Annotated in this window: 11 protein-coding genes; 4 read left to right on the top strand and 7 right to left on the bottom strand. The window is 51.9% G+C overall.

What is annotated here, in order from left to right; translation table 11 throughout:
• Positions 1 to 59: 59 nt before the first annotated feature.
• From maa to acrA, 5 genes are all read right to left on the bottom strand, one after another.
• Positions 60 to 626 carry a maltose O-acetyltransferase gene (maa, locus tag AAIG26_RS05830; RefSeq protein ID WP_020456806.1) on the bottom strand — a complete coding sequence of 189 codons (567 nt, stop codon included), beginning with the start codon at positions 624 to 626 and terminating at the stop codon, positions 60 to 62.
• Positions 627 to 702: 76 nt separating this feature from the next.
• Entirely contained in the window at positions 703 to 921 is a 219-nt protein-coding gene (locus tag AAIG26_RS05825; protein ID WP_017459990.1) for an HHA domain-containing protein, read from the bottom strand.
• Positions 922 to 944: 23 nt separating this feature from the next.
• The gene (gene tomB, locus AAIG26_RS05820) at positions 945 to 1319 is read right to left on the bottom strand and encodes an Hha toxicity modulator TomB (RefSeq protein WP_017459991.1); all 375 of its coding nucleotides are present in this window, start codon (positions 1317 to 1319) and stop codon (positions 945 to 947) included.
• Between the two features lie 528 nt (positions 1320 to 1847).
• Positions 1848 to 4997: a multidrug efflux RND transporter permease subunit AcrB gene (gene acrB, locus AAIG26_RS05815; RefSeq protein ID WP_097406263.1), complete on the bottom strand. Its 3150-nt coding sequence runs from the start codon at positions 4995 to 4997 to the stop codon at positions 1848 to 1850.
• A gap of 22 nt (positions 4998 to 5019) precedes the next feature.
• On the bottom strand, positions 5020 to 6213 hold the full coding sequence (gene acrA / locus AAIG26_RS05810) for a multidrug efflux RND transporter periplasmic adaptor subunit AcrA (protein ID WP_045509162.1): 1194 nt from the start codon (positions 6211 to 6213) through the stop codon (positions 5020 to 5022).
• Positions 6214 to 6355: 142 nt separating this feature from the next.
• Between acrA and acrR the strand changes: the two genes are divergently transcribed.
• Complete coding sequence (gene acrR, locus AAIG26_RS05805) at positions 6356 to 7009, top strand: multidrug efflux transporter transcriptional repressor AcrR (protein WP_269231555.1); 654 nt, start codon at positions 6356 to 6358, stop codon at positions 7007 to 7009.
• 127 nt (positions 7010 to 7136) lie between these two features.
• Positions 7137 to 10493: a mechanosensitive channel MscK gene (mscK, locus tag AAIG26_RS05800; protein ID WP_343180204.1), complete on the top strand. Its 3357-nt coding sequence runs from the start codon at positions 7137 to 7139 to the stop codon at positions 10491 to 10493.
• A gap of 14 nt (positions 10494 to 10507) precedes the next feature.
• Here the strand turns inward: mscK and rsmS are convergent, their stop codons facing one another.
• On the bottom strand, positions 10508 to 10663 hold the full coding sequence (gene rsmS / locus AAIG26_RS05795; RefSeq protein ID WP_020456812.1) for a pleiotropic regulatory protein RsmS: 156 nt from the start codon (positions 10661 to 10663) through the stop codon (positions 10508 to 10510).
• A 13-nt stretch (positions 10664 to 10676) separates the two neighbouring features.
• Positions 10677 to 11204, bottom strand: coding sequence for a primosomal replication protein N'' (gene priC, locus AAIG26_RS05790; RefSeq protein WP_020456813.1), 528 nt, complete (start codon positions 11202 to 11204; stop codon positions 10677 to 10679).
• 68 nt (positions 11205 to 11272) lie between these two features.
• Here priC and AAIG26_RS05785 point away from each other — a divergent pair, with 68 nt between their 5' ends.
• Together AAIG26_RS05785 and apt are read left to right on the top strand one after the other, a co-directional pair.
• Positions 11273 to 11650 (top strand): DUF454 family protein, encoded by a 378-nt coding sequence (locus AAIG26_RS05785; protein ID WP_160271059.1) that lies wholly within the window; start codon positions 11273 to 11275, stop codon positions 11648 to 11650.
• Between the two features lie 153 nt (positions 11651 to 11803).
• Positions 11804 to 12355 (top strand): adenine phosphoribosyltransferase, encoded by a 552-nt coding sequence (gene apt / locus AAIG26_RS05780; RefSeq protein ID WP_017459999.1) that lies wholly within the window; start codon positions 11804 to 11806, stop codon positions 12353 to 12355.
• The last annotated feature ends 65 nt before the right edge of the window (positions 12356 to 12420 follow it).

Raw genomic sequence — 12420 nt, 5'->3', positions numbered from 1 at the left:
TTTTAAGTTGCCACCATGTATGAAAAAAGTAACAGTTTCAGCACAAAAAACGATAACAGTTACCGCGCGGCGGGGGGCAGTGTTTTGATAATCTGCGCCGGGTTACCGCCGACGATCACATTGGGTGGTACATCTTTGACCACAACCGCACCGGAAGCAATCACGGCGTTATCCCCGATTGTGACGCCAGGATTAATCACCGCTCGCCCGCCAATCCAGACGTTATGGCCAATGGTGACGGGCTTTCCATATTCAATGCCGCTTATGCGTTCAGCGGCATCAACCGGATGCGTTGCTGTGTAAATATGCACGCCAGGTGCCAGCATGCAATTGTCGCCGATGTGAATAGGGCAGACATCGAGCATCACGCAATCAAAATTAGCGTAAAACGACTTACCGAGGAAAATATTGTACCCATAGTCACAGCGGAAACTGGGTTCAATGTAAGCATCTTCACTTTTACCAAGCAGATCTTTGAGAATGGCTTTGCGTTCAGCTTTTTCCTCAGGGCCTGAATGGTTATAGCGATGAAGCAACTGCCGGGCGCGCAGACGGTCGGCACGCAAGGTTTCATCAGACGGGCGGTAGGGTAGGCCGGCTGTCATTTTTTGTTTTTCATCATTCATTGGGAGCGGATACACCTGTCACCAAGGTTGAACGCTATGTTGCGGTAGAAAAATCTTCGATAAACATTCAGGATAATTAGCGCACAAACTTCCACACGGAGGAGGGGATTTTGTCATAAAGCTTATTCATGGTCAGTTCTGCCAGACGATGATCCGCTGCTGAATAAAACACCGCGAGTTCCTCGTCGGGAAGTTCATATTTATTTTTTTCAATTACACGTTCAAGAGTATCAATTGTCTGACAGCGTCTTAAACGCATCAAATAATCAATTTTTGTTAATGGTTTTTCGGACATACCTTCACCTTAGTGTTGAAAAATTAACAAGAGTGGCTAACAGGATTAGCCTTGCTTACATTGACGAAACTGCGGAATAGTTTGTTACCTGTTTTACGCCATTTCTGTAAGTCGTGTGTATTTATGCCATAGCTGCTGAACAACATAAACGTATCGTCGAGGTATTCGTCTATCAGTTCAATCAGCTTATTATCTTCATTGTACTTAATTTTATAATTAAGTGCGAAAGTGGCTATGTGTTCTATCAGCTCGTTTAACTGCAAATTGATTGCTGAAGTAGGATCGTTAACCCACCCATGATGGCTCTCTTCAAGATTAACGAGGCAATCATGGTACAACGTTTCGCAGAGAAATTTGAGCTGCGCAATATCATGCCTTTTCGGCGAGTATTCGTCCATAACGCATCCCCTTCTGAGTGGTAATTTTTTTACTAACCAAACGCTGTTTCAGGATGGGAAACTTCTGCTCTGACCAGAGACACAGGCTGCTTTATGATGTTGATATAACTATAAGCTAGTCTGAATAGGATTTCATGGTGGCATCATGAAAAATTACAAATAATATGTTTTTCTGCCCAAAATGGACGAAATAGCAATCGACTCAATGGAGATAAAATGTCGCGGATATGCGTTTTATTGTTCGCGCATCCTTACGATTCATTAAGTTAGCGCAATTGAGATTATTCCTCAAATGGGAATATTTTTATACCAGGATTTTTCTGACTTAATCTGATTGTACCAGCTAATTAAGAGTATTACCTGGCGATCAAAGTTTTATCCCAAATACACAGTAATTATATGCCTTATATTTGCAGCATAAAATAAACAAACAGACAATAAATGCTTTTAATGGCTGTTTATGGACGAATGCGTTGATGTGAAAAAGGCCGCTAAGCGCGGCCTTTTCTAATATAGAGACTGAGAAACTTACTGCTGCTCAACCTTGTGGCTATGTTCGATATCTTCGCTGCGGCGGCTAAAGCGGCGGCGGACCACCACAAAGAACACCGGAACGAAGAAGATAGCCAGTACGGTTGCGGTGATCATCCCGCCCATTACGCCGGTACCTACGGCGTTCTGCGCACCAGAACCTGCACCGGAGCTGATAACCAACGGCAGTACCCCGAGGATAAACGCCAGAGACGTCATCAGAATCGGGCGCAAACGCATACGTACTGCTTCGAGCGTCGCTTCTATCAGCCCTTTACCCTCTTTATCCATCAGATCCTTGGCGAATTCGACGATTAGTATCGCGTTCTTCGCCGACAAGCCAATGGTTGTCAGCAGGCCTACCTGGAAGTACACGTCATTGGTCAGGCCACGGAAAGTTGCCGCCAGCAATGCGCCAACTACCCCCAGTGGCACCACCAGCATGACCGAGAACGGAATCGACCAGCTCTCATACAGTGCCGCCAGACAGAGGAAGACCACAATCAGCGAAATGGCGTACAGCGCTGGCGCCTGGTTACCGGAGAGACGTTCCTGGTAGGACATCCCCGTCCAGTCATAGCCGATGCCGGTAGGCAACTTGCTGGCCAGTTCTTCCATCATTGCCATTGCTTCACCGGTACTTTTACCCGGAGCCGCCTGGCCAAGAAGTTCCATTGACGGTAAACCATTGTAACGTTCCAGACGCGGTGAACCATATTCCCAGTGCGTGGTGGAGAAGGCCGAGAACGGCACCATCTGACCATCGGCTGCACGGACGTACCAGTTACCGATGTCGCTTGGCAGCATGCGGTATTTCGCCTGCGACATCACGTACACTTTCTTCACGCGACCACGATCGATGAAGTCGTTAACGTAGCTCCCACCCCATGCTGCTCCCAGCGTGGTGTTGATATCGCTAATTGAGACGCCCAGCGCCTGCGCTTTTTCCTGATCGATATCGATCTTGAATTGCGGCGTATCTTCAAGTCCGTTAGGACGCACACCGACCAGCAGATCCGGATGCTGCGCGATTTCACCAAACAGCTGGTTACGCGCCTGCGTTAACTTCTCATGACCGAGGTTGGCCTGATCGATTAACTGGAAGTCAAAGCCGGTAGCCGTACCCAGCTCGACAATCGCTGGCAGGTTAAAGGCGAAGACCATCGCATCTTTAATCGAGGCAAAGTGCGCACTGGCACGGCCCGCAATGGCCGGAACCTTGTTCGCTTCACCTGGGCGTTCATCCCAGTTTTTCAGCGAAACGAATGCCAGACCGGTGTTCTGACCGCGACCGGAGAAGCCGAAACCGTTAACGGTAAAGACGGAGTTAACGTTGTCTTTCTCGTTTTCCAGATAATACTTCGTCACTTCATCCAGCACTTTCTGCGTGCGTTCTTGAGTCGCACCCGCAGGCAACTGAGCCATGGTCAAAAATACACCCTGGTCTTCATCCGGCAGGAACGAACTTGGCAGACGCACAAACAGCACCGCCATGCCCGCAACGATAATGATATAGAGCAGCAAATAACGACCGGTGCTGCGCAGGATGTTGCCCACGCTGTCGGTGTAGTGGTGAGTGCTCTTCTCGAACATGCGGTTGAACCAGCCGAAGAAGCCTTTTTTGCCTTCGCCGTGATCGCCTTTTGCGACCGGTTTCAGCATCGTGGCACACAGCGCAGGCGTCAGGATCAACGCCACCAGTACAGAGAGCACCATCGCAGAAACGATAGTGATCGAGAACTGGCGATAGATAGCGCCGGTAGAACCACCAAAGAAGGCCATCGGGATAAATACGGCTGACAGAACCAGCGCAATACCGACCAGCGCGCCCTGAATCTGCTCCATCGAGCGGCGTGTCGCCTCTTTCGGCGGCAAGCCCTCTTCCATCATCACACGCTCGACGTTTTCCACCACCACGATGGCGTCGTCCACGAGCAGACCTATCGCCAGTACCATACCAAACATGGTGAGGGTATTTATCGAGTAGCCAAACGCGGCGAGTATGGCGAAAGTACCGAGCAGCACCACCGGCACCGCGATGGTTGGGATAAGCGTTGCGCGGAAGTTCTGCAGGAACAAATACATCACCAGGAACACCAGCACGATCGCTTCAACCAGCGTTTTCACCACTTCGTTAATCGAGATCTTAACGAACGGGGTGGTGTCGTACGGGTAAACCACTTTCAGACCGTGCGGGAAGAACGGTTCCAGTTTGGCAATAGTCGCGCGTACTGCCTCGGCGGTATCCAGTGCGTTCGCGCCGGTTGCCAGTTTAATCCCCAGACCCGCTGCCGGTTGACCGTTGTAGCGGGCGATAACGTCGTAGCTTTCGCCGCCCAGTTCGATCTTCGCGACATCACGCAGACGAACCTGCGAGCCATCGCTGTTCACTTTCAGCAGGATTTTGCCAAACTCTTCGGTCGAGGTCAGACGGGTCTGCGCGATGATGGAGGCGTTCAACTGCTGCCCTTTCACCGGCGGTGTACCGCCTAACTGACCAGCCGCTACCTGGGCGTTCTGCGCTTTAATAGCCGTAATCACGTCAACCGGCGTAAGCTGGAAGTTATTGAGTTTGTTAGGATCCATCCAGATACGCATTGCATACTGCGCACCGAACAGCTGAACATCACCCACGCCCGCAGTACGGCTGACCGGATCTTTAATGGTCGCGCCCACGTAGTCGGCGATATCTTCCTGCGTCATTGAGCCATCGGTACTGATCATACCGAGAACCATCAGGAAGCTACTGGATGATTTCTCAACGCTAACACCTTGCTGTTGTACTTCCTGGGGTAACAACGGCATCGCCAGCTGCAGTTTGTTCTGCACCTGAACCTGCGCGATATCCGCATCAGTACCGGAATCGAAGGTGATAGTGATCTGCACCGTACCAGAGGAATCACTGGCAGAGGACATATACAGCAGGTTATCGATACCGTTCATGTTCTGTTCGATAACCTGCGTTACGGTATCCTGCACCGTTTTCGCATCAGCACCTGGGTAGGAAGCCGTGATCTGAATTGCCGGTGGCGCGATCGTCGGATACTGCGCTACCGGCAATTTGAGGATCGAAAGCGCCCCCGCCAGCATGATGATAATCGCGATAACCCACGCAAATATGGGGCGATCGATAAAAAACTTAGCCATGTCTTAACGGCTCCTGTTTAAGTTAAGACTTCGGTTTTTCTGACTGGCCGCCGGCCTGGGCTTGCTCTTTATTGTCAGAAGTCACTTCCTGCGCTTTCACCTGCGCGCCCGGTTTGACTTTTTGTAAGCCCGTGATGATCACGCGATCGCCGGTTTTCAGGCCATCCGTTACGAGCCATTTGTCGCCAATGGCCTGGGTCGCAGTGATATTACGGATTTCAACTTTGTCACCTTCGCCCACAACCATCACCGTAGCATCGCCGCGCGGTGTACGGGCAACGCCTTGCTGCGGAACCAGCATCGCGTTCGGGTTTACACCCTCTTCAAGCCTGGCGCGCACAAACATGCCCGGCAGCAGAGTGTGGTCAGGGTTCGGGAACACCGCACGCAGCGTGATAGAACCGGTGGTCTGGTCAACGGTCACACCGGAGAACTCCAGCGTACCAGTCTGCGAATACTGAATGCCGTCATTGGTGACCAGTTGCACTTTCGCTTTGCCGTTTTCCTGTTTCAGAGAACCATTGGCCATCTCTTGTTTCAGGCGCAGGAAGTCGTTGCTCGACTGGGTTACATCAACGTAGATCGGGTCAAGCTGCTGCACAGTAGTCAGCGCAGTCGTTTGCCCACTCTGCACTAACGCGCCTTCCGTTACGGTCGAGGTACCGGTGCGGCCACTAATTGGCGAGGTCACTTTGGTGTAAGCCAGATTGATACGCGCGCTTTCAACCGCTGCTTTTGCGGCGACAACCGACGCATTAGCCTGCTGTGCATCCGCCTGCGCGGTGTCGTAATCCTGTTGGCTGATGTACTTGGTGCCGAGCAGCTTTTTATAACGATTCACGGTCATCTGCGCGATATTCGCCGCAGCTTGCGCCTTAGCAAGATCGCCTTTCGCGCTGTCGTAAGCAGCCTGATAAGTTGCCGGATCAATCTGATAGAGCGAGACACCAGCTTCAACGTCACTGCCTTCCGTGAAGTTGCGTTTTAAGATAATGCCGCTAACCTGCGGGCGGACTTCTGCGATGCGGTACGCACTGGTTCGGCCCGGCAGTTCTGTGGTGATTTGCAGAGGTTCAGTTTTGACCGTTACGACGCCAACTTCTGGCATCTGGCCTGCTCCCTGCTGCGCAGGTTTTTCGTCACATCCTGTAAGCGCTAAGCTGCCCGAAAGCATCAGAACGACCGCCAGAGGCGTTAACCCTCTGTTTTTGTTCATAAGTAAACCTCGAGTGTCCGATTTCAAATTGATCAATGGATCAATGGCCCAAAAACCCATTGCTGCGTTTATATTATGGTCGTGCTATGGTACAAACATTCACAAATGTATGTAAATCTGACTCCTGTAAATTCACCAACATATGGCACGAAAAACCAAACAACAGGCGCTGGAGACTCGTCAGCACATTCTTGATGTCGCCATGCGTCTATTTTCGCAGAATGGCGTTTCTGCAACTTCGTTGGCTGAAATTGCGCAGGCGGCAGGCGTGACTCGCGGCGCGATTTACTGGCACTTCAAAAACAAGTCGGATTTGTTTAGTGAAATATGGGAGCTATCAGAGTCCAGTATTAGCGATCTTGAGACTGAGTATCGGGCAAAATTCCCCGACGATCCACTCTCTGTATTAAGAGAAATATTGGTTTATATCCTTGAAGCAACAGTTGTTGAAGAACGGCGTCGCTTAATGATGGAGATCATTTTTCACAAATGTGAGTTTGTCGGTGAAATGGCGATTGTGCAAGAAGCGCAGCGGAATTTGTGCCTGGAAAGTTATGATCGAATCGAGCTTACACTCCGCGAATGTATGCAGGCAAAATTGCTGCCGGACAATTTACTCACCCGCCGCGTCGCAGTGCTTATACGCGCCTATATTTCAGGGATTATGGAAAACTGGCTCTTTGCCCCGCAATCTTTTGACCTCAAAAAAGAAGCGCGTGATTACGTTTCTGTCTTGCTTGAGATGTGCCAGCTCTGCCCGACGCTGCGCGCTGAGCCGCACGCGTTCAACGCATAACATTGCAAGCCGCCAGGATTTCTCCTGGAGGCTTCTCACTTCGCTAGGTTGTTGCATAACAGCGTGATATTCTTGCGCGCGTGGCTATTCCGGCCGCCTTCCCGAACAGAAAACGATCGCTCAAATTATGTTGCACAACTATCGCACGCGAAATACGTTCGCCGCTTTTGCCGCCGCATTGTTTCTTGTCTTTATTTGCCTTGCGAGTAACGTCGCCCGGGCGCAGACAACCAACGATTTGCCTTCCCGCACCGATGTGCAAAACCAGCTTGATGCGCTGAATAAGCAAAAAGAGCACTCCGCGCAGGACAAACTGGTTATCCAGGATTTAACGGAGACGCTGGACACGCTCGACAAAATTGACCGGGTCAAGCAAGAAACCGCGCTGCTCAAGCAGAAAGTCGCACAAGCGCCAGACAAACTGCGCCAGGCAACGGATGCGCTCAACGCGCTTAACGATAAAGACAACGACGACGAGACGCGTAAAACGCTGGCCTCGCTCTCCCTGCGCCAGCTGGAATCCCGCGTGTCACAATTGCTGGAAGATCTGCAAACCGCGCAAAACGACTTATCTAATTACAACAGCCAACTGGTGTCATTACAGACTCAGCCGGAGCGTGTGCAGAATTCTATGTACTCCGCTTCGCAGCAGTTGCAGCAAATTCGCAACCGTCTGAACGGCACCGCAGCGGGCGAGGGCGCACTGCGTCCTTCGCAGCAAAACTTGTTGCTGGTACAGCAGGCATTGCTCAATGCGCAGATCGAGCAGCTGCGCAAAAGCTTGGAAGGTAACACGGTATTGCAAGACACGCTGCAAAAGCAGCGCGATTACGTTACTGCGAACAGTAACCGCCTTGAACACCAGCTCCAGTTATTGCAGGAAGCGGTAAACAGCAAGCGCCTGACGCTAACCGAAAAAACCGCGCAAGAAGCAGTCACTCCGGACGAAACGGCGCGTATCCAGGCGAACCCGCTGGTAAAACAAGAGCTGGATATTAACCATCAACTGAGCCAGAAATTGATTGCCGCGACAGAGAGCGGTAACGCGCTGGTGCAGCAGAATATCAAGGTGAAAAACTGGCTCGATCGTGCGTTGCAGTCTGAGCGCAATATAAAAGAACAGATTTCCGTATTGAAAGGCAGCTTGCTGTTGTCGCGTATTCTCTACCAGCAACAGCAGACCTTACCGTCGGCGGATGAACTGGAAGATATGACCAACCGCATTGCGGATCTGCGTCTTGAGCAGTTCGACATCAACCAGCAGCGTGATGCCCTGTTCCAGAGCGATAACTTTGTCGCCAAACTGGAAGAGGGGCACCAGACCGAGGTTAACGACGAAGTCCATGACGCGCTGTTGCAAGTGGTGGATATGCGCCGCGAACTGCTCGATCAACTGAACAAGCAGCTTGGCAACCAGCTCATGATGGCCATCAACTTGCAGGTGAATCAGCAGCAATTGATGAGCGTGTCGAAAAGCTTGCAGGAGATCCTGACCCAGCAAATCTTCTGGGTGAACAGCAATAAGCCGATGGACTGGGAGTGGTTCAAAGCTTTCCCGAAAGCGCTACGCGACCAGATTAAAAGCACCAAAATCACCGTTAACTGGGAAAAAGCCTGGCCAGCGGTGGCCATTGCTTTCCTGGCCGGTTTGCCATTATTACTGATTGCCGGGCTGATCCGCTGGCGTTTGCGCTGGCTGAAAAACTACCAGGCAAAACTTGCCGCCCAGGTCGGGCAATTGCGAAGCGACAGCCAGTTGCATACGCCGAAAGCGATCTTTATCGATCTGATTCGTGCCTTGCCAGTCTGTTTGCTAATCCTGGCAGTCGGTCTGATCCTGCTTACCATGCAGCTAAATATTAGCGAGCTGCTGTGGGCATTCAGTAAAAAACTGGCGCTGTTCTGGCTGGTATTTGGCCTGTGCTGGAAAGTGCTGGAAAAAGACGGCGTTGCGGTCAGTCATTTCAATATGCCCGCCCAGCTTACCAGCCACTGGCGTCGGCAGATTGTGCGTATCAGCCTGGCATTATTGCCGCTGCACTTCTGGTCGGTGGTATCAGAACTCTCCCCGCTGCATCTGATGGATGATGTGATCGGGCAGTTTGTCATTCTGGTCAACTTGCTGGTGATCACCGCGCTGGTATGGCCGATGTTCCGCGAAAGCTGGCGTGATAAAGAGTCGCACAGCATTCGTCTGGTGACGGTCACCGTGCTGGCGATTGTACCGATTGCCTTAATGGTGCTGACGGCGACAGGTTATTTCTACACCACGCTGCGCCTCTCCGGGCGCTGGATTGAAACGGTTTACCTGGTCATTATCTGGAACCTGCTTTACCAGACGGTGCTGCGTGGCTTAAGCGTAGCGGCACGCCGTATTGCGTATCGTCGTGCGCTGGCGCGTCGGCAGAATATGGTGAAAGAGGGCGCAGAAGGGGCTGAACCGCAAGAAGAACCGACCATTGCGCTGGAACAGGTTAACCAGCAAACATTGCGTATCACGATGTTGGTGATGGTCGCGCTGTTTGGCGTGGTGTTCTGGGCGATTTGGTCTGATTTGATCACCGTTTTCGCCTATCTCGACAGCATCACCTTGTGGCATTACAACGGCACTGAAGCTGGTGCGGCGGTGACGAAAAGCGTGACGCTTGGCAGCTTGCTGTTTGCGGTGATTGTCTTTGTGGTGGCATGGGCGCTAATCCGCAACTTACCGGGCTTATTGGAAGTGTTGATCCTCTCGCGGCTGAATATGCGCCAGGGCTCGTCTTATGCCGTCACTACTATCCTTAATTACGTCATTATTGCCGTTGGCGCATTAACCGTGTTCGGCTCGCTTGGCGTCTCGTGGGATAAACTGCAATGGCTGGCAGCCGCGTTGTCGGTTGGTCTGGGGTTCGGCTTACAGGAAATTTTCGGTAACTTTGTTTCCGGCCTGATTATTCTGTTTGAACGCCCGGTGCGCATAGGCGATACGGTAACAATTGGGACTTTCTCCGGTACGGTCAGCAAAATCCGTATCCGTGCCACTACCATTACCGATTTTGACCGCAAAGAGGTCATCATCCCGAACAAAGCGTTCGTCACCGAACGTCTGATTAACTGGTCATTGTCCGATACCATTACCCGCGTGGTGATCCGCATTGGCGTGGCCTATGGTTCAGATCTCGACAAGGTGAAAAAAGTGTTGTTGAAAGCGGCGATGGAGCACCCAAAAGTGATGCACGATCCGGAACCGTCCGTCTTCTTCACTACTTTTGGCGCCAGTACGCTGGATCACGAGTTGCGTCTGTATGTGCGTGAACTGCGCGATCGCAGCTATACGGTGGATGAGCTCAACCGCACCATCGATAAACTGTGTCGCGAGAATAATATTGATATCGCCTTCAATCAGCTGGAAGTGCACCTGCGTAATGGTAAAGGTGATGAGCTGACCGAAGTGAAGCGTGAGCTAAAAGGTGACGATCCGACACCGTCGGTCGGGCAGTAAAAATATGGCCCCTCTTACGGAAGAGGGGCTGCCAGTTGTTTATTTTCAAAATCTTTTTTAACAATCTCCAGCGCCTTGAGCACCAGCTCAGGCGCAATATCATGCTGCTCCAGCAACATAATCAAATCCACCGCCAGCTTGACCTCATCGGGGGCATTTTCCAGTGACATTCTCTCTCCTGGGTTAACGGGTTAAGCGCGTCAGTACGCCTTCGATCTTCTCCAGCGCATGGCGGCAACGGGTGAGCCTGCCGGCAAACGCTTCAACTTCCTTCTGCAACTGTTGCTGTTCAACAAGCGTAGTGACCGAGCGCAAACGCTGTTCGCGTTCTTGTTTCATTGCCAGCAGCCGACGCTCATACTCCTGATGCTTCAGGCGTCTGCGCTGCCAGCGTGCGATGCCCGGCGATGCGTGATCCCACTCGCGCAACGACCAGACGGCGCTTTCACGCGTCAACGCCGCGATTTGCGCGGTCAAATGCTCCGCCAGCCAGACCACTTGTTCTACCCGCCCATGTTCAACCGCGTGGCGTAACGCCGCCATATTTGCTGTACTTTCATCAAGATAAGATTGCATCCGCGTACTGCGGGTTTGAAAAAGATGCCTGTCAAAACGGGCGCTAACCGTGGCGTGATGCGCCAGCGGTGCGACCTGCTGGCGTAGCGTCGCGAGTTGTTGTTCCAGCCTCTGTAAAAGCACGGCGCTTTTCACGCGTCTTCCCCCTGTAAATCATCCTGACTGTGCTACATTAGCCGCTCATCCTGATAACGATTCGCATTATGCAACGCACTATTTTAATCATCATAGGCTGGTTGGCGGTAGCCCTTGGTACGCTCGGCGTGGTGTTGCCGCTGCTCCCAACCACTCCTTTTATATTGCTGGCGGCATGGTGCTTCGCCCGCTCTTCGCCGCGTTTTCACCAGTGGTTGCTCTACCGTTCCTGGTTTGGTGGCTATCTGCGCCACTGGCAGCAGTACCGTGCGATGCCGCCGGGCGCGAAGCCGCGTGCGATTGCGGTCATCCTGGTTACGTTCGCCATTTCATTATATTTCGTGAACATGCTATGGGTTCGAATTCTGTTACTGGTCATTCTGTCCTGTCTGCTTTTCTTTATGTGGCGCATTCCGGTGATTGATGCAAAGCAACAAAAACCATAAAGCGCAGCGAAGGCAGTTGCAATTGTGGCGGACTGCCAGTAAATTCGAGCGTTTTCGAGCACGGGTGCGGCTGATTAAATGTTAATCAGTGGTTACATCAAGCCTTCAACGCGCGTACCGTGAGTAATACCGTTTCTATCAGGCAAAAAATCCATGACAGCGACTGCGCAGCAGCTTGAATTTCTTAAAAACAGCATCAAAAGCATTCAGGATTACCCGAAACCGGGCATCCTGTTCCGTGATGTCACCAGTTTGCTGGAAGACCCGAAAGCGTACGCTCTCAGCATTGAACTGCTGGTTGAACGTTATAAAAACGCCGGGATCACCAAAGTTGTCGGTACCGAAGCGCGCGGTTTCCTGTTTGGCGCGCCGGTCGCGCTCGGTCTGGGCGTCGGTTTTGTACCGGTGCGTAAACCGCGTAAACTGCCGCGCGAAACCATCGCCGAAAGCTATGAGCTGGAGTACGGCACCGATCAGTTAGAGATCCACGTTGATGCGATCCAGCCAGGCGATAAAGTGCTGGTGGTGGACGATCTGCTGGCAACCGGCGGCACCATTGAGGCGACCGTAAAACTGATTCGCCGTCTGGGGGGTGAAGTAACCGACGCCGCATTTATCATTAATCTGTTCGACCTCGGCGGCGAACAGCGCCTGCAAAAACAGGGCATTACCAGCTATAGCCTGGTGCCGTTCCCGGGGCATTAATCGCGCTGTTTACGCCAATTACCTCCATTCCTCACGCCTGAGGGATGGAGTGTATTCACAGCCTG

Source organism: Kosakonia sp. PSU_27 (assembly GCF_039409795.1).
Classification (GTDB): Bacteria; Pseudomonadota; Gammaproteobacteria; order Enterobacterales; family Enterobacteriaceae; genus Kosakonia.
Note: the sequence above shows the minus strand (reverse complement) of the source record. Positions and strands in the feature narration are given on the sequence as shown.